The sequence below is a fragment of the Meiothermus hypogaeus genome (assembly GCF_003574035.1).
Taxonomy (GTDB): domain Bacteria; phylum Deinococcota; class Deinococci; order Deinococcales; family Thermaceae; genus Meiothermus; species Meiothermus hypogaeus.
Genome location: NZ_QWKY01000002.1, coordinates 15,520 through 32,726, shown reverse-complemented (window position 1 = coordinate 32,726; position 17,207 = coordinate 15,520). Strand labels below are relative to the sequence as shown.

Here is a 17,207-nt window from a genome sequence, read left to right as displayed (position 1 = left end):
GCAAGACTAAACTATAGTGCCTTTTGCACGGATTCGCAAGCCGAGCATACCCCAAACCCCCGCCAACACCACCGCCCAATCCCCCCAGCGCACATACAGCGTCCGGCTCTGCAACATAGCAAACTGCCCTGCCAGAAAGCCGGCCTCGCGCTGGGGAATGCGGGCCGTAACCCGGCCATAGGGGTCTATGATGGCGGTTACACCATCGTTGCCGGCCCGGAGCAACCAGCGACCGGTTTCGACAGCCCGCAGGCGGCCCATCTGGAAGTGTTGCAAACCCCCAAAGCTGGGGCCATACCAGGCATCGTTGGAGCCGAGCTCCAAAACCTCTGCACCGTTCAAAACCAGCCTCCGCGCCACCGCTGGGAAGACCGATTCATAGCAAATAAAAGCACCGTATTTGTCCAGGGGCGTATAGGCCGTGCCGGGCGTGCGGCTGCCCAGATCGCCATCGAAGCCAAAAGCCCGGAAAAAGAAGCGATACACCGGGCGCAGGGCTTCGCTCCAGGGAAAGTTCTCTCCGAAAGGTACCAGCCGGTTTTTGTCGTAGAAGTGGGTGATCTGCTCCCCCACTACCCGCACTGCCCGGTTGGTGAAGCCGGTCTCGAGGCCACTCAAAAGCTCTCGGCTACCCAGCAAAGCCGGCAACTCGGGGGGGAAACTTGCTACTGCTGTCTCGGGCCAAATTACAACCTGGGCCTCGGGATGGGCTTGCAGGCCCTCGAGGGTAAGTTCCAGGTAGGTTTGTTCGGCAGAGAGGCCCTCGAGCTTTCGCAAGGGGTTGATGTTGCCCTGCACCAGCAGGGCGGTCAAGCTCCCCTGCGTAGCGGGCAGGGGCAGGATCCATAACCCTCCCCAAAACAACAGCGTACCCAGCAACCCCAGGCTGTGAAAAGAAAAAACCACGCGCTCTCCCAGGGCACGCTTTCCGGAAAAGTACAGACCGAGTGCCACCCCCAACACCAAAAGCGAAAGCAGGTAGACTCCGCCCAGGCTGGCAACCACCCGCCCCGGCGCGTCCACCAGCGCATAGCCCAAAAAGCCCCACGGAAAAGCAATTTCCCCCAAGGAGGTAAGGTATTCCTGCACCACCCACAGCCCCGCCCTGGCAAGGGGTTTGCCCCGGGTCAGGCCAAACACAACCCCCCAGATAGCGGCCTTGATCAAGACCAGCGGAAGATAGGGCACCGCACCCCAGGGCGTTTCAAACAGCACCACAAAACTAAGCGGTAGCCAGACCAGATGCACCGCCCAGAAGCCAATTCCGGCCAGCAAGCCAAAGCGAAAGCCCCCCCGCGTCAGGAGCCAGATCAGGGGCAGCGGGGCCAGGAAGCCCAGCGGTGCGGGCGGCAGGCAGAGCGCGAGCGCTACACCCAAAAGAAGAGGAAGCCAGAACTGCACCGCTAAAGCATACGCCGCCCGGTTGAAAAAAGCCTGAACATATAGCCCGAACAGCATCCCCGCTTCGGTGAAGGCCAAATGAGCCTCCTCTTTGACTTTTTCATGGCAAAATGAAACAGCCATGCGGCTAGGGATCATCGCTGAAATTCACGCCAATCTGCCGGCGCTTGAAGCGGTGCTGGAGGCTCTACGCAAAGAGGGCATTGATCAGGTGCTGGCCGTGGGGGATCTGGTGGGTTATGGCCCGCATCCACGCCAGGTAATCCGCAAGCTCGATAAGGAAGGCATCCCCTGCGTACCGGGGGCCGCCGACTTGCGGGTAGCCTATGCTCTTCCCTCCCCTGCCCGCGAAGGCATTGCCGAGACCACCATCGTCTGGACCCGCGAACAACTGGGCGCCCGCGAGATGCATTTTTTGCGCAACCTGCGCTCGCGCCACCGCTACGAAACCCCCGGGGGCCGCCTGATGGTGTTTCACGGCTCGCCAGAGGATCCCGAACACAAGATAGATCTCAACGATGCACATCCGGCAGAAATTTTGAAAATGCTGGAAAGCATCCGCTCGCGCTATGCGGTGGTCGCGGGCAAGCACATCCCCTTTCGCCGGGTGGTGCACAAAGGGGTAGTCTACGACCCCGGTTCGGTGGGCTTGAGCCTGGGGGGTGAGCCTGGGGCCGACGTACTCATTCTGGAAGATGACATTCACGGGGAGGTGCTCCACCGCTTTTTGAAGGTTCCCTATGATTATGGCCAGGTTACCTTCGACCTGGCTGCCTGGGAGTTGCCGGAGGTGCTGGCCGAGGTGGTTCGACAGGGGCGGTTCCCTAAATAAAAGGTTTCTTCGCTGCTATAAAGCCGGGAAGCGCCGTTCTAGACTCACATTACAAACCTCGGAAAGCTGGCTTATGCACAAACCACCGATGTACTCGATCCCTACTCACTCCTCGAGTTGATGAATCATGCTGGATACTTTGCCCCAACCACCGGGACTCGTTTTACACCTGCTGGGACAGTCGAGGATGTGGTTGGATGGCCAGGTTGTCACCCTGCCCACCAAAAAGCTGTTGGAGTTGTTGGCTTACCTGGCCCTGGAGGGCCCCACCCCCCGCAGCAAGCTGGCGGGGTTGTTCTGGAGCGAAAACGACGAGGAAAGTGCGCGGCGCAACCTACGGCGGGAGCTATTCCGGGTGCGCGAGACCGCGCTTAGGGACTGCCTGCAGGTTGGCAACACCGAGGTCAGTTTGGCGGGCCCCCTCCAGACCGATGTGGCCCAGTTCAGGGAGCTGGTTGAGCAAGGTCTGAGCGAAAAGGCCCTCAAACTATACCGGGGCGCTTTGCTAGAAGAGCTCGAGCTGCCCGGAGCCAACGGGTTTGGGGAGTGGCTCGAGCTTCAACGCGAGGAGCTGGGCCGCCTGTGGCAACGGGCCCTCCTGTACCAGGCCGAGAACCTCGAGACCCGGGGGGACTGGCGGGGGGCGCTGGAGATTCACCTGCAACTGCTGGCCCAGGACAGCCTGCAAGAGCGCCACCAGCGCGAGGTGATGCGGCTCCATTATCTGCTGGGAGAGCGCGAGGCGGCGCTGGAGCGCTTCGAGCAGTTCAGGGGAACCCTCAGGCAGGAACTGGGGCTGGAACCCCTACCCGAGACCCTGCATCTGGCCCAGCAGATTCGCAGCTCACAGACCCTGAAACCCGCCCCGGCTACACCACAAACCCCGGCCCCTGCCTTCCCCCTGCACCCGCCCCTGGTGGGGCGCGAACAGGTCTGGCAGCAGATAGAGACTGCCTGGGCCGGCGGACGGTGGGTGCTCTTGGGTGGTCTGGCGGGGGTGGGCAAGACCCGCTTGCTGCGTGAGTTCATGCTGCACAAGGGTCGGCCCCTGCTCCACCAGGGCCGCCCCCCCGATGCCAGCCTGCCTTTTGCGACCCTGAGCCGAGCCATCCGCGAACAGTGGCAAACCCTGCCGGGCCCTGGGCCGGCTCCCTGGGTACGCCTCGAGCTGGCCCGACTGGTGCCGGAACTGGAGGACGCTCCACCCCCACCCCTCAGGGCCCCCGACGAGCGCCTACGCCTGTACGAAGCCTATGGGGTCTTTCTGGAGCACGCCCTCGGTGACGGCAGCGGTTTGGTGTTCGACGACCTCCAGTTTTTCGACCTGCAAAGCCTGGAACTGCTCATGTTTGCCCTTCAGCGGCTGCACGAACGGGGTCAGGCATATCGGTTTCTGGGTACGTACCGCAAAGGCGAGCTACGACCCGAGGCCGAGCGCCTGCTTCGGCAGCTCCACGCCTTGGGGCCTGGCCTGGAACTCGAGCTACAATCCCTCGACGCAGCGCAGATGCTCGAGCTGGTGCGGCGGATGTCGGGTTCCCCCGAGGGGCAGATTTTTACCCAAAGGCTTTACCGGGCCACCGCAGGCAATCCCTTTTTTGTGCTGGAAACCCTCAAAACCCTGTTCGAGTCGGGCCTGCTACAGATCAATCAGGGGGGCGGCTGGGAAACGCCGTTTGACCAGGAAACCAGCGATTATCGGGAGTTGCCTATTCCCAAAAGCGTTCGAGAGGCCGTACTGCGCCGGGTGGAAAACCTGGGGGAGGGTGCCCGGCGGCTCTTGGAGGCCGCCTGTCTGGCCGCAGACGGGTTCGGTCTGGCCGCGCTGGGCGGGGCTACTGCGCTCTCCGAGTGGGAGGCCGTAGAAGCGCTCGAGCAGGCTCTGGAAGCGGCTATCCTGGAGTCCAGTCCCCACGGCTACCGTTTCGCCCATGACCTCTTTGCTGAATCGCTGCGGGAGGCCCTTTCCCCCGAGCGCAAACGCCTGCTACACCGCAAACTGGCGGCCAGCCTGGAGCGCCTGGGCGGGCCTCCCGCCCAGATTGCCGAGCACCTCGAGCAAGCCCAAGAGCCTCAGGAAGCCATCCGCTGGCGCATCCGGGCCGCCCAGGCCGCCGAACAGGTGTACGCCCACCCCGAGGCCCTGGCGCATTATCGGAAGGCCCTGGAACTGGGCCTTGGGCTCCCCGAAGCCTTTGGGGTTCACCTGGCCCTGGCCAACCTCTACCAGAACCAGCTGGACTATGCCCGGGCCCAGCAGGAACTCGAGCTGCTGGAAGGTGCCACCCAATCCAGCACCGAACAAGCCGAACTGGACGTGGCCTGGGCCCGCCTCCTGTTTCACCAGGGGCGCTACGAGCAGGCCAGGGGCAAAGCCCAGGCAGCCCTGGAGGGCGCCCCCGACGGCCCCAGCCGGGTGCTGGCGCTGCGGCTTTTGGGTTCGTCGCTGTTTCGGCTGGGGGATTCTGCGGGCGCCATCCGGCACCTTGAGCAGGGCCTCGAGGCGGCCCGGCAGTACGCCTTCGAATTGATACCAACCCTCTCTATAGACCTGGCCTACCCCCTGCTGCAACAAGGTCAAAGCGAACAGGCCCGGCAGCAGGTGGAGCAGGCCCTGCGCCTCACCCAGCCCTGGCAGCGCGACCACGCCCTGGCGCTCAACGCGCGAGCCCGGCTGGAACTGGCCGCCAACCAGACCGAACAGGCCTGGCAGACCCTGGGCCAGGCCCTCGAGTTGGCCTACCGGCTCCAGGACGAAACCCTGGCCTTCGCCTTCCTGACCAACCTGCTGCGGGTGCAGCTCGAGGCCGGAGCCCTGCCCGAAGCCCGTGCCCGCCTGCTGGAAGCCGAAACCCGCTTCAAAAACGCCCACCCCCGCACCCAGAGCACCCTCAAGCGGCGCCTGGCCGAGGTGGAGTATCTTTCGGGCCACCTGGGGGCTGCCCTCCGCGCGTTGCAGGCGGCCATCGCCATGGCCGATGCCCTGGGCGAGCGCGACCAGCAGGTAAGCCTGCGGGCCCTCCAGGCCACCTGGCTGGGGTACCTGGGCGCCTTGCCCCAGGCCTGGGAGGTTTGTGCAGCCCTAAAGCAGCTCCAGCCCGAGGCCCCCCAGCTTCGCACCACCCAGGCCCTGCTCTATCTGCTGGAAGGCCACCTGCCCGCCGCCCAGGCCCTGCTCGAATCCCTTCAGGCAGAGCCCCCCAGCCTGCCCGAAGCCCAGGCTACGGTCTCTTGTTACCTGGGCCTGCTGGCCAACCGCCAGAAAGAGCCCGAAAAAGCCCTGGCCCTGGCCCAGACCCGCTACCCCAGCGGGGCCCCGCAAGCCCTGAACCTGGTGGTGCGCCTCGAGGCCACCCGCCAGCTCGGCCAGCCGCTGGAGCCCTTGCTCCTGGAGGCCCAGGCACTTTTGGCTTCCGGCAAAGCCCCCCCGCTGGAGGGGCTCGAGCTCCGTCTTGCGTTGTCGCAGGCCCTACCCAACAAAGCTATCCCACTACAGCGAGAGACCCGGCAGAGCGTCCAGGCCCTGGCCGCAACGCTCGAGGGCTACCCCGAGCTGCGGCAGCTCCTCTTACAAAGGCAGCAGATCCGGTCGAGTTAGAGCGGCCTCCCACGGATAGTCGGGATGGCGGTTGTTGCCGTCCCGACTACAATACGACGCACACGGTGCGTCGTATTGGTGGGAAACGCGATAGAGCGCTCTTCACATATTTTGAAGCCATCCGAATTCAAGATAGCTTCGTCTTGTACAGAACAGTGGCCGCCTGCAGAAGCAGCCACGTCTGTGAAGGACGCGATTTCCATTCCGATTGGCTTTGCAACACCGAGGGGCTGCCCCTGCAACGCTCCTGCAACGCCTACTTTCCTAACCTCAGGTCATGGTGCGACCCATACACCGTAGCAAGGGGGAACCCATGACTCGAGCCAGAAAATTGTCATTGTTTATCTTGATGGGCCTATTGTTGGCCTGTTCGGGGGGTGGGGGTGAAAAAGTGTTCACTCCGGAAAACGCCCATGGCAGCCCCCCTCCGGCTGGAGCCCAACTGGTCAGTCCGGAGGAGTTCCGGCAACTGAGCCAAGACCCCGATTTCCGCTGGGAGTCCCAGGCGGCCCGCCAGGCCCGTGAGAAGAAGGCCGAGGATCAGTTCAAGGCCGACCAAGTTAGCATCCAGAACCTGGTACAACAACGCCCCAGTCTGGGTGTTTTTCTCAAAGAGCCCGACCTGAGCGACCCCAACATCAAGAAGATATCAGGGGACAACTACCTGATCACCTTTACCAACAACGCCGGCCAGAGCGAAAGCGTGATTACCATGGGGCCGCGCGCCAAGCTCCGCGATCTGCTGGCTTCGCATGAGCGCTTTATGCGGGTAGACAATCAGCTAGGGCTGTACACGGAGGCCTACGATAGCCTGCCCGATGACCTCAAGACTGGGCTGCCCACCCCGGCCTCGCTCTCAGGCAAAAGCTTTGCGGAGATTCGCGCTGCGCTGGCCCAGTTGGAGCAGAAGCTCGAGGGACAGGTAGAAGCGCTGGAAGAACGGGCACTACGGGTCACCCAGCAACGCCTGGGGGTGAGCGCTCAGGCCGACCCCTACCAGCCCCCCAATTTCCCCACCAGCCCTGCCAACGAGGAGCGCTCCGGCCTGGGCAGTGACCGCATCAACAGGCAGTGCGACTATCGGAATAGTGGCCTGTACATGAACCTGCACTGGCCACTCAAGTACTTCACCACCAGCACCAAGAACCAGGGCCGCCGTGGCTCTTGCACTGGCTTTGCCCTGACCTCAGCAGCCGAAACTCTTGTAGCTGTGCGCGACGGGAGGTGGGTCAACCTCTCGGAGCAGTTCCTCTACAACAGGATCAAGACCGTCTGGGACGCCGACGACTACGATGAAGGCGCACCCACCGCCGACGTAGCCGAGAAGTTCAGTGAGAGCGGCTACCGCCTGCCGTTTGAAGACCAGTGGAACTACAACCCCTCCCTAAAGCGGAAAGACGATGATGCCGCCGATGAAGAAGCAGATTACATCGGATCTTGCCTGGACTACAACGAGCGCTGCTCCAATACCACCCATCAAAGCCAGTTCCTGTGTACCCAGGTTGGCGGGAACTACTACTGCGGCAGCAGACCCCCCAGCAACAACGAGGGCTTTAAGATGAGCAGCTCGTATCTGCTATGGGAAAACGGCGACAACTTACCCCTCAACACCATCCGCAACCTCCTGGCAGCCGGACGGCCCATGGTGGTGGCCCTGGAGGTCACTAGAGGGATGAATGATCTAGATTCGAACGGCTTCCTTTGGGACCATCGCGACAATGTGCGGGGTGGCCATGCCATCCATCTGGTGGGCTACCTCTCGAACAGTAAAATCCAGGCAAAGCTCCCCTTTGCACCCAGTGGGCAGGGAGGCGGATACTTTATCCTGAAGAATTCCTGCTTTATCCTGAAGAATTCCTGGGGCCGGTGCTATGGCGATGGTGGACTGGTCTACGTCTCGGTGCAATGGGCCAGGGACTTTTTCAAGAACATCACCGTCTTCAGCGCCTCCAGATCCAACATCTTCAAGAACCGCCCACCCAACATCAGCATCACCACACCAGCCGACGGGGCTAGCTTCCCCTACAAGCAGTCCGTTACCTACAGCGCTTCTGTCACCGACCCCGATGGGGAAACACCCACAGTCACCTGGACTTCCAGCCGGGATGGTGTACTGGGCAGCGGTAGCAACGTGACTGCCCACTTTAGCTCCCCCGGGCTCCACACCATTACTGTCACCGCCCGCGATGCGCTGGGCTTTACGGCTTCGGCCTCCATCACCGTGCGCGGAAACAACCAGGCCCCCACCGCCGAAATCATTAGCCCCAACACCACCACGGCCCTGGTCGGACAAACCCTGTTGTTCCGGGGTCGGGGCCTGGACAGCGACGGGGCCTTCCCGGTAGAGCTGCCCTGTAGCAGCCTGAGCTGGAGCAGCAGCAACAGCGCCGATACCCTGGGCAGCGGCTGTGAATTCACAGCCAGCTTTGCCAGCGCTGGCACCCGCACCATCACCTTGCGGGCCACCGACCCCTACGGAGCCCCGGGAAATGCAACCCATACCATCACTGTGAACAATCCACCCCCCAGCGGCCCGCCGGTGGTGACTATCCTTAACCCCAAGAATAACGATTCCTTCCTGGCCAACAGCAACATCCGGCTTACCTATAGCCTGACCGACCCCGGCGGTACTCCCAGCAGCCAGTACACGGTGGTTTGGCGGCTCACCTACGGCAGCCAGAGCTGGACCATTGTGCCCAAGACCTGCACCACCGGAGGCAGCATTCCCTTCCCCTGCTTTACCCCTGCCGACTACGGCATCAACAACAACGGGGTCAAGCTCATGCAACTCCGGCTTTCCGTCACCGACCCCGAGAACCTGACCGGCACCGACCAGGTCAACATCAGCATTGGGCAAGTGCAGTAGAGAGGAAGCGAGATGCGCACCATGGGGCGGGCTTTTGGCGGTTTGGGCGGGTTCATGCTGCTGCTGGGGGTGGGGCTGGTGGTAGGAGCCTTCTTCCAGGGGGGGCGGCCTCGCTGGCCCTCAACATAGCCGGCATCACCCTGGGCCTCACCGGCGTGATTTTTGCCTGGGTTGGGCGGTTTTTGGGGCGGATGGACTCCGCTGACCTCCTCCAGAGCGGTCAGCCTGCCACTGCCCGGGTATTGGCGGTACGTGACACCGGCATCACCGTTAACCACATCTACGCGGCCCTCGAGCTCACCCTGGAAATCCACCCCCCCGAGCGCCCGGCTTACACCGTCCAGACCCGCACCCTGCTGGAGCGCACCCAGTGGGGCACCCTTCAGCCCGGCATGGTGGTACAGGTGCGACTCGACCCCCAAAACCCCCAGCGCGTCGCCATCGAAAGCATCACCGCCGGACAGGCTTCGCAATACTACATTGCCGGAGTACAGCGAGCCGAGGACATCGTAGCAACGGGCCTGCGGGCCGAAGCGGAGGTGCTGGCCGTCCAGGCCACCGGCGCCAGTGCCGCCCAGCTTAGTCCAGGTCTGGCCCTGCGCCCCGACCAGGCCGACGACCCGGTGATGGTGGTGCGGCTGCGGGTACACCCTGCCGAGGGCGCGCCTTTCGAGGCCGAGTCGGCCCTGCGCGTTCCCGATGGTAAGGGTCATGCGCTGGTGGTGGGGCAGCGGGTTCCGGTGGCCTACCTGCCACACGACCCCGCCCGCACCACCACCCTCCACTGGGCCAAGGTTCCCACCCGGAGTTGAAGAAGGACGCGCATGAAACCCACCCGACCCACCGCTCCCCATCTGCTGCGGGAATACCGGCTCTGGGTCTATCCCGAGACTCAACACCAGCCCTGGCACGCCACCCTGGAAAAAACCGACCTCTCCGAGCGCCTCGAGTTCGACTCCCCCCTGGAGCTGGCCCGGCATCTGGCCAACCTCACCAACCCTGTCCCCAGGGGGCGTTTACGGTAGTTCGGTCGGGGGTTTATTGGCGGTCATACTCGAAGTGTAGCGCAAGCGCCACCCGGCCAATCAGCTCGAGGGGCAAGGGTTGATTGTGCGGGAACGACAGATTGCCCTTCGCACCCCGGTAGGGCGCAAGCTCCCGTATCAGGGCTGCATCCTGGGTAACGGGCGGATAGATGCCGATGTGGTTCTGAAAGGCCGCAAAGCAGAAGAATATCCGCCCATCTCGGAAGGCTGGTATCTGGTAGCCAATGCAGCGGGTGACCCCCGGCAGCAAAGCCTCGACCCTAGCCTGGATGGCCTCGAGCCGCTGCCGGGTCTCTGGAGGAACCGTTTCGAAATACGCCTCGTGCGAAGCGAATGGCATCTTGTACTATTGTATCCCCTGCCAGAAACGTATTCTGTCAAAGCCCTCTTTACAGGTGTTTGTTTGCCAACCGCTTAACATTGCCTTTCCAACCAACCCCGCGCCACCCCCGCCACCGACGGCTCCGGGTCTTGCAAGAGCAAAACCAGCGAGTCGAAATCGCCCAAGCGGGCCAAGGCCTCGGCGGCGGTAGCCCGCACCAGCGGGTTGACATCGCGGGCCCCCCGGCGCACCAGGGGCAGGTAGTCGGGGTTGCCCAGATTGGCCAGCACTACCAGTGCGTTGCGAGCCATGCGGGTGCGGCCAGGGCGTAGGAAAACCGTGCCGGCATATTTGCGCTCAAAGGCTTTGGAGGAGAGCGTAAAAAAGTCTTCCAGGTTGGGGTAGGCCAGCTCGGGCTCCGGCACAAAGCCCTGCCAGAAGGCCCGGGCTTTGCGGTTCCAGGGGCAGACTTCCTGGCAGATGTCGCACCCAAAGAGCCAGTCCCCCATACCCGTCCACAGCTCGGCAGGGATGGGGCCCCGGTGTTCAATGGTCCAGTAGCTGATGCAGCGCTTCGAGTCCAGCGTTCCATCGCCCAAAAGCGCCCCGGTAGGGCAGCCCGTCACACAGCGCCTACAGGTGCCGCAGCGATTGGGGTAAAGCCCCTCTCCTGCTGGCGGCGGGAGGGAGGTCAGCAGCATGGCCAGGGTCAGGTAGGTGCCCTCCCCCATCCGCATCAGCATGGCGTTGCGCCCAATCCAACCCAGGCCGCCCCACGCCGCATACGAACGCTCGGAGAGGGGGCCCGTGTCCACGTAGCCCTTGGCTTGCAGGCCCAGGCTTTGGGCGAGGCGCTCGAGGTCTTGCAAGTAGGGCTGAATCAGCAGGTGGTAGTCCCGCACCCAGGCATAGCGGGCCACCCGGCCTATACGAACCCCGCCTAGAGGTCGCTTGGGCGGCGGGTAGGCATGGGGGGCTGCCAACACCAGCACACTCTTCGCCCAACCAAATCGGCTTCTGGGGCTGAGTCGGGTACTCAGATTTTGGTTCAGGTAGGCCATTTCGGCCTGTCGGCCCTGGGCCAGCCAGGCCTGGTAACGGTCTTGGGTAGCCTCAGGCAACTCAATGCCGGCCCAGGCCGTTAGAAAACCTTGCTCCTGTGCGGCTTGGGTAAGGATTAGAGCCGCATTCACACCCCGATTGTGCGAGGTTCAAAGGGCAAATACAAGTTCTATCGCGCCCTTCACAGACGTTGCCGCCCGCGAAAACGAGAATGCGTCTTCGCCCAGACGCATGTTACGCACTCAAGCGTGGGCCGGGCTTGGCCCACAAGTGCTTGGGTTTCGAGTTTCCGGGCGGCAACTGTTCTCTCTCGAATAAAGGATTCTTGATTCTCGGGAGGCTCATTCTATGTGAAGAGCGCTCTAAGGTCGCCGCTGAGCGAAACCGTAGCAATGGAGGTGCGCATCACTCCTCCCAAACCAGCACGGCCTTGGCCTGGGGCAGCCGGCCCTGCAGCAGTTCGTTGAAGGTCTCCTGGTAGGTGCGGAAGGGCCGCACCACCGCCAGGCCTTCGGGCACCTGGGCCACCAGGGCCACCGCCCGGGCAAAGTCGTCGTGGGTGAAGACATAGGCGCCCTTTAGGGCAACTTCTTGCAAAACTACCCGTTGCAGCGGCAGTGGAGGCTCGGTGGCCTCGAGGCCCACCAGCACCACGCAGCCCCCGGGCTCTACCGCGTTGACCGCCAGCCCCACCGTAGAAGCGCTTCCCACACAGTCCAGCACCACCTCAAAGAGACCCTGGGGGGCCTCAAGCACTTCCTGAATGAACTCGAGGCCCCGCAGCCAGGCCTGGCGCAAGGGGTTGCGCTCGGCCACAACCACCTCCGCCCCGGCTCGAGCCAGTAGCCAGGCCGCCAGGGTGCCGATGGCCCCCCCGCCCATCACCAGCACCCGTCGCCCCAGCACCGGCCCGGCCAGCTCCACCGCCCGCAGGGCCACCGCCAGCGGCTCGCATAGGGCACCCTTCCAGTAGGTAAGCCCTTCGGGCAGGGGGTAGAGCTGGGCTAAGGGCAGCCGTAGCTGTTGGGCAAACCCCCCTCGGTGGTGAAAGCCCACATTGGTGCGGTGAGGACACAGGTTCGAAAGACCCCTTCGGCAGCGGTCGCAGCGCCCACAGGCCACCAGTGGATTCACCGCCACCATGCGGCCTACCCAGTCCTCGGGGCCTTCCAGCACTCGAGCCGCAATCTCGTGCCCCAGAACCAAAGGCGGCTGCCAGCGGACCCGCATGGCCGGACTGCCCTTATAAACACTCAGGTCGCTGCCGCACACCCCGCAGGCCGTAACCTGCAAAAGCACGCCCTCCTCCTGGGTAACGGCCAGCTCCTTTAGAGAAAGCCGCCCAAAGTCTTCCAAAACCACCGCTTGCATCAGGCACGCTCCTCCGCCGGCCAGCGCAGCGCCGCCCACCAGCCCCGCCGGAAGCCCAGCACACCCACCACCATAGCCACGTTCAGGATGGCCAGCAACAAGGCCAGGGGTCGCTCAAAAAAGCTCAGAAGGTTCCAGTGGGTCTTGATCATGCTGACCATAAAGTGCTGTTCTAGAAGGGGGCCCAGCACCATCCCCAGCACCACCAGCCCGAGGGGAAAACCCCCCTGCCGTAGCACAAAGCCCAGTGCTCCCAGTACGGCCAGCAGATAGAGGTCGGAGGGGTTGTTGTTCACGGCGTAGGCCCCCACCACACACAGCCCCAGCACCGCTCCCATCAGCACCCGGGTAGGAATCTTGAGCAGGTTCTGCACAATCAGAGCACTCAGATAGCCTCCCAGAGGCAACATCACCACGCTCACCAGGAAGAAGGCCAGGTAAATCTGAAGCACCAGCGCACCGTGTTTGTTGAACAGCTCCGGGCCGGGGGTGATACCCAGGGCCAGAAACATCCCCAGCAGAATGGCGGTCAGGGTATCGCCAGGGAGCCCCAGGGCCATGGCTGGAATCCAGGCCCCTGCCACGGCCGCGTTGTTGGCACTGCTGCCGTCCAGGGCCACCTGTTCGGGGCGGCCTTTTCGCATCCGGCGCAGGTTGCTGGAAATCCAGGCCGCAATGTCGGAGCCGGCCCCGGGCAAAAAGCCTACAAAAGTGCCCAGCAGCGAAGAGCGGGCCAGGCTCCCACGCTCCTGCCAACAGTAGCGGCCAGCCTCCCCAAAATACTGGCTCAAGATGGAGCCTCTCCCCAGGCCCTGGGGATGGGGGCTCTGGCCCCGGCTACCGTGAAGCAGATGGTACAGAACCTCGCTCACCCCAAAGAAGGCGATGAGGGCCACAATGAAGTCGATGCCCCCCAACAGGTCACGCTGGCCAAAGGTAAAACGGGGGTTGCCCAAAGCCGGGTCGTAGCCGATGGTGGCCAGCAACATGCCCAGGCCAAAAGCAATGGCCCCCTTGAGTACCCTGGGCACCGCCAGAATGCCGCTCAGGATGCCCAACAGCACCAGCCAGAAGTACTCGAAGGAAGAGAACTGCCGGGCCAGGGCCACTAAACCCAGCGAGCCCACCACCAGAAAGCCCAGCCCAATCAGGCTGCCGATGGCCGAAGGCAGGGCCGAGATCCCCAGAGCAAAGGCTGGAGAGCGCCTGCGGGCCACCTCGTGCAGTTCCTCGGTGTAGGCCGCCGAGGCCGGTGTGCCGGGCATCCGCACCAGCACCGAGCCGATATCCCCAGCAAAAATGGCCGTAGCGGTGATGCCGATCAGGGCGGCGAGGGCCACCTCCGGCCCCAAAAAAAGCAGAACCGGTATGGCTAGGCTGATGGCCAGGGTAGCGGTGAGGCCAGGGATGGCCCCAAAAATGGCCCCGTAAAGCGACCCCAGCAACAGGGCCAGCAGGGCTTCTGGGCTCAGGAAGTTCATCCCTGTACCCCCAGGAAGCGCTGAAAGACGGTGTAGACCAGCAGGGCCACCATACCGCCAGTGAGGAGGGCGGTGCCAAAGCGCACCCCCAGCAGCCAGGCCCCCGCCAGGGCGTATAGACCTGCAGTGAAGGCCAGGCCCATCTGGCTTAGTAACCAGGGGGCCAGGGCCAGACCCAGGAGGGACAGGAGTACCCGCCCTTCGCCCCCCTCGAGCCGGGCCTTTTCCCGGCGTCCCTGCCACAACAGACCCAGCCCGCTAAAAACCAGCAGCGCCCCCAGGATGCTAGGGAATAAGGCCGGGCCAGGATAGCCCCCTTCCATCTGAGGCAAGTTTCGGCTCAAGACCAGGGCCAGAGTGCCCAGAGCCACGGCCAGTAAGGCCGCAGCCCGTTCCCAAATTCGCTGCGCCGACACCCCGAGTACCTTCAGAACTTGAGGTCAAGTTCTTTTACGATCTGCTGCATGGCCTGGGTGCGTTCCCGCAGGAAGGCCAGGCTGGCCTTGCGGTCAAGGTGATTGATCACCAGGTTGGCGTTGTTCATGAAGCGCACAAACTCGGGGTCTTGAATAGCTTTGGCAAAAGCCTTGTCCAGCACATCCACCACCGAGGGGAGGGTGTACTTAGGCGCAGCCGCCATCAAAAAGGAGGCAAATGTCCAGTCGAAGCCCAGCTCCTTGAGGGTGGGCACGTCGGGGAAGCTGGGGAAGCGTTTATCGGTCATGAAAGCAAGGTAGCGGGCCTCACCGGACTTCACCAGTGCACTGGCCTCGCCGATGGAGACGAACGCTACGTTGACCCCTCCCGCTATGAGTTCTTGCAAAGCAGCCGCGGCCCCTTGGGCAGGAACCCAGGGCAGGGCGTTTTCCTTGGCCCCGATGGTCTTCAGGAAGCCCAGCCGGGCGAAGTCGTAGGAGCCCCATTTGGCCGTACCGGAGGCCTTGTACTTACCCGGGTTCTGCTTCACGTCGGCAATAAGCTCTTGGGCAGTGCGCCAGGGTGCATCCTTGCGCACCACAATGGCCACCGGGTTCAGCACCAGCAAGGAGATGGGGGTGTACTGTTCGACGTCAATTTTGGTCTGGGCCACCCAGGGGGGCAGGATGACCTCGAGGGTGATGATGCCTATTGTGTAACCGTCGGGGCGACCCTGGGCGATGGCTCCATGCCCTACCGCGCCACCCCCGCCGGTTCGATTAACCACCTGGAAGGGTGCGCCCAAGGTTTTTTCCAAAACCGGGGCCAGGGCCCGGGCGGTCAAGTCGGTCGAGCCACCCGGCGACCAGGGCACAATCATCGTGACCGGGCGAACCGGGAAACGCTGGGCCAACCCCAGTCCACCCAAAAGTAACACCGCCAGCAAAAGCGCCCACCAACGTTTCATGCTTTTCCTCCCTTTGGCTCTTCGGCTTACATCAAGGTTGTGGATGGAGCCTGGTTGTAAGCGAAGTGCGGTCACTATAACCGAGGTTTGTCTCAAATGCAACTGGCATCTCAGCAGGGTTTGAGTTAGACTGCTAAAAAAGGAGGCCCATGACCTACCCCCCCCTCGAGCCCCTTCCCCTGCGCGAGCAGGCCTATTCGCGCATCAAGCAGCTCATCCTGGACGAAGAGTTTCCGCCCAACAGCTTTCTTTCGGAGCGCGGACTGGCCGAGCGCCTTGGCATGAGTAAGACCCCGGTGCGGCTGGCCATTGCCAGGCTCGAACACGAGGGGTATGTACGGGTCTCTCCTCAGCAGGGCATCGTGGTGCTGGCCCTGAGTTTCGAGGAAATTCTGGACTACATCGATTTTCGCCTGGCGCTGGAGAGCTTCGTGGTGCGCAGCCTGGCAGCTGCGCCGAGCCCTGAACGAGCCCTGGCCCTGGAGGCCCAGCTTGCCGAACAAGCCCAGGTAGTACACAACCCCGAGAGCCCTCTCCAGGCCCTGGTGCATGCCGACATGGCTTTCCACAGATTTCTGGCCACTTTGCTGGGCAACCGCCCCATCCTGCAAGCTTTAGAGCGCCAACAAGAAGTGCTCTACCGCATCGCTATGCGCATTTTTCAAAAATACCCCCAGCGACGTGAACAGAGCTTTGCCGAGCACCAGACCCTCTGCCGCCTCATTGCTGCAGGCCAGCAGGCCGAGGCAGCAGCCCTTATCGAGCAACACATTCTGCGAATCAAGTCTTTACTGGTAGGCGCGGAGGGGTGAACGGTACAGGGCCGGAGGTACTTTTTTTGTTCGCTATCCGCACAATGTTCACAAAGCGAACAAGCTAAAAGCCTGTCTGCAGCTTGGGGCTGTTGCATTCAGACATGCGCTTCCGATAAACTCGAGCCACTCGAGCTTTTTGTACAACAACTCGCTGAGTAGACGCCAGAAGCCTCGAGTTTAGGGAGGTCTAAATGTGCGCACCTTGTGTGATGGGCCTGGTAGAAAAAAGCCTCAGCCGTCGTGAGCTTCTTGGAATAGCGGCCGGTGTAGCTGCAGTAGCCGTCAGCAGTGCCCAGGCCCAGAGCCAGGTAGCCGGCAAAGCCTTCAGCAACGTGGCCGACCTGACCCACGTGGTCTCGCCCAGCTTCCCCATGTTCCCCGGCGCCAGCCCCATGAAAATCACCGAGGTAGTGACGGTCAAGAAAGATGGCTACTACGGCAACACCCTGGAAATCTGGGAACACACCGGCACCCACATGGACGCCCCTGCTCACTTTGTGGATGGGGCCGCCACTGCCGACACCCTTCCCGTGAACCGCCTGATTGCCCCCCTGGCCGTTATCAACATCAAGGCCAAGGCCGACCGCAACCCCGACGCCGAGGTTACCGCAGACGATATCCTGGCCTGGGAGCGCAGCTATGGTCGGCTGCCCAACGGGGCCTTTGTGGCCATGTACTCGGGCTGGGATAGCCGCGTGAACGATGCCAAAGCTTTTGTCAACCTGGATGGCTCCAACGTTCAGCACTATCCCGGTTTCAGCCCTGCCGCCGCAGAGTTTCTGGTACGCGAGCGCAACATTGTGGGCGTGGGGGTAGACACCCTCTCGCTCGACTTTGGCGCATCCAAGGACTTCAAAAGCCATGTGACCCTTCTGGGCGCGGGCAAGTACGGCCTCGAGAACCTGGCCAACTTAGCCAGCGTGCGTCCCAACGGGGCCATGATTATTGTGGGCGGGCCCAAGCACAAGGGTGCTTCGGGCGGGCCTAGCCGGGTGATGGCAATCTGGTAACCCCCTGCACACTTTATCG

Annotated in this window: 14 protein-coding genes; 7 read left to right on the top strand and 7 right to left on the bottom strand. The window is 62.8% G+C overall.

Annotated features, from left to right (window positions below):
* Positions 1-6: 6 nt before the first annotated feature.
* Positions 7-1,458 (bottom strand): apolipoprotein N-acyltransferase, encoded by a 1,452-nt coding sequence (gene lnt, locus Mhypo_RS00745; protein WP_119339520.1) that lies wholly within the window; start codon positions 1,456-1,458, stop codon positions 7-9.
* Positions 1,459-1,522: 64 nt separating this feature from the next.
* Between lnt and Mhypo_RS00740 the strand changes: the two genes are divergently transcribed.
* From Mhypo_RS00740 to Mhypo_RS00720, 5 genes are all read left to right on the top strand, one after another.
* A complete protein-coding gene (locus Mhypo_RS00740) occupies positions 1,523-2,233 on the top strand; it encodes a metallophosphoesterase family protein (protein ID WP_119339449.1) in 711 nt (236 codons plus the stop codon).
* Between the two features lie 127 nt (positions 2,234-2,360).
* Complete coding sequence (locus Mhypo_RS00735; protein WP_119339448.1) at positions 2,361-5,831, top strand: ATP-binding protein; 3,471 nt, start codon at positions 2,361-2,363, stop codon at positions 5,829-5,831.
* Between the two features lie 313 nt (positions 5,832-6,144).
* Positions 6,145-8,697: a C1 family peptidase gene (locus Mhypo_RS00730; RefSeq protein ID WP_170148174.1), complete on the top strand. Its 2,553-nt coding sequence runs from the start codon at positions 6,145-6,147 to the stop codon at positions 8,695-8,697.
* 155 nt (positions 8,698-8,852) lie between these two features.
* Positions 8,853-9,509 carry a hypothetical protein gene (locus Mhypo_RS00725; RefSeq protein WP_119339446.1) on the top strand — a complete coding sequence of 219 codons (657 nt, stop codon included), beginning with the start codon at positions 8,853-8,855 and terminating at the stop codon, positions 9,507-9,509.
* A 12-nt stretch (positions 9,510-9,521) separates the two neighbouring features.
* Positions 9,522-9,722 (top strand): hypothetical protein, encoded by a 201-nt coding sequence (locus Mhypo_RS00720; protein ID WP_119339445.1) that lies wholly within the window; start codon positions 9,522-9,524, stop codon positions 9,720-9,722.
* 13 nt (positions 9,723-9,735) lie between these two features.
* Here Mhypo_RS00720 and Mhypo_RS00715 read toward each other — a convergent pair whose 3' ends face one another.
* The 6 genes from Mhypo_RS00715 to Mhypo_RS00690 all read right to left on the bottom strand — a co-directional run bounded on the left by Mhypo_RS00715 (position 9,736) and on the right by Mhypo_RS00690 (position 15,363).
* Positions 9,736-10,083: an iron chaperone gene (locus tag Mhypo_RS00715; protein ID WP_119339444.1), complete on the bottom strand. Its 348-nt coding sequence runs from the start codon at positions 10,081-10,083 to the stop codon at positions 9,736-9,738.
* A gap of 74 nt (positions 10,084-10,157) precedes the next feature.
* A complete protein-coding gene (queG, locus tag Mhypo_RS00710) occupies positions 10,158-11,258 on the bottom strand; it encodes a tRNA epoxyqueuosine(34) reductase QueG (protein ID WP_119339443.1) in 1,101 nt (366 codons plus the stop codon).
* A gap of 274 nt (positions 11,259-11,532) precedes the next feature.
* Positions 11,533-12,498: a zinc-dependent alcohol dehydrogenase gene (locus Mhypo_RS00705; protein ID WP_119339442.1), complete on the bottom strand. Its 966-nt coding sequence runs from the start codon at positions 12,496-12,498 to the stop codon at positions 11,533-11,535.
* Positions 12,498-13,979: a tripartite tricarboxylate transporter permease gene (locus Mhypo_RS00700; RefSeq protein WP_119339441.1), complete on the bottom strand. Its 1,482-nt coding sequence runs from the start codon at positions 13,977-13,979 to the stop codon at positions 12,498-12,500. Before Mhypo_RS00700 ends, Mhypo_RS00705 begins: the two co-directional genes overlap by 1 nt.
* Positions 13,976-14,395, bottom strand: coding sequence for a tripartite tricarboxylate transporter TctB family protein (locus Mhypo_RS00695; RefSeq protein WP_240637057.1), 420 nt, complete (start codon positions 14,393-14,395; stop codon positions 13,976-13,978). The genes Mhypo_RS00700 and Mhypo_RS00695 overlap by 4 nt, the downstream gene beginning before the upstream one ends.
* 11 nt (positions 14,396-14,406) lie before the next feature.
* On the bottom strand, positions 14,407-15,363 hold the full coding sequence (locus Mhypo_RS00690) for a tripartite tricarboxylate transporter substrate binding protein (protein WP_119339440.1): 957 nt from the start codon (positions 15,361-15,363) through the stop codon (positions 14,407-14,409).
* A 149-nt stretch (positions 15,364-15,512) separates the two neighbouring features.
* Between Mhypo_RS00690 and Mhypo_RS00685 the strand changes: the two genes are divergently transcribed.
* Both Mhypo_RS00685 and Mhypo_RS00680 read left to right on the top strand, forming a co-directional pair.
* Positions 15,513-16,175 (top strand): GntR family transcriptional regulator, encoded by a 663-nt coding sequence (locus Mhypo_RS00685; protein ID WP_119339439.1) that lies wholly within the window; start codon positions 15,513-15,515, stop codon positions 16,173-16,175.
* Positions 16,176-16,369: 194 nt separating this feature from the next.
* Entirely contained in the window at positions 16,370-17,188 is an 819-nt protein-coding gene (locus tag Mhypo_RS00680; RefSeq protein ID WP_119339438.1) for a cyclase family protein, read from the top strand.
* Positions 17,189-17,207 lie beyond the last annotated feature (19 nt).

Excerpts from the sequence above, each read along its gene's own strand:
- Mhypo_RS00740 (WP_119339449.1), top strand. The coding sequence starts at position 1,523 with ATGCGGCTAGGGATCATCGCTGAAATTCACGCCAATCTGCCGGCGCTT.
- Mhypo_RS00685 (WP_119339439.1), top strand. The coding sequence starts at position 15,513 with ATGACCTACCCCCCCCTCGAGCCCCTTCCCCTGCGCGAGCAGGCCTAT.
- Mhypo_RS00715 (WP_119339444.1), bottom strand. The coding sequence starts at position 10,083 with ATGCCATTCGCTTCGCACGAGGCGTATTTCGAAACGGTTCCTCCAGAG.
- Mhypo_RS00720 (WP_119339445.1), top strand. The coding sequence starts at position 9,522 with ATGAAACCCACCCGACCCACCGCTCCCCATCTGCTGCGGGAATACCGG.
- Mhypo_RS00705 (WP_119339442.1), bottom strand. The coding sequence starts at position 12,498 with ATGCAAGCGGTGGTTTTGGAAGACTTTGGGCGGCTTTCTCTAAAGGAG.
- Mhypo_RS00680 (WP_119339438.1), top strand. The coding sequence starts at position 16,370 with ATGTGCGCACCTTGTGTGATGGGCCTGGTAGAAAAAAGCCTCAGCCGT.
- Mhypo_RS00690 (WP_119339440.1), bottom strand. The coding sequence starts at position 15,363 with ATGAAACGTTGGTGGGCGCTTTTGCTGGCGGTGTTACTTTTGGGTGGA.
- Mhypo_RS00700 (WP_119339441.1), bottom strand. The coding sequence starts at position 13,979 with ATGAACTTCCTGAGCCCAGAAGCCCTGCTGGCCCTGTTGCTGGGGTCG.
- lnt (WP_119339520.1), bottom strand. The coding sequence starts at position 1,458 with ATGCTGTTCGGGCTATATGTTCAGGCTTTTTTCAACCGGGCGGCGTAT.
- Mhypo_RS00735 (WP_119339448.1), top strand. The coding sequence starts at position 2,361 with ATGCTGGATACTTTGCCCCAACCACCGGGACTCGTTTTACACCTGCTG.
- Mhypo_RS00730 (WP_170148174.1), top strand. The coding sequence starts at position 6,145 with ATGACTCGAGCCAGAAAATTGTCATTGTTTATCTTGATGGGCCTATTG.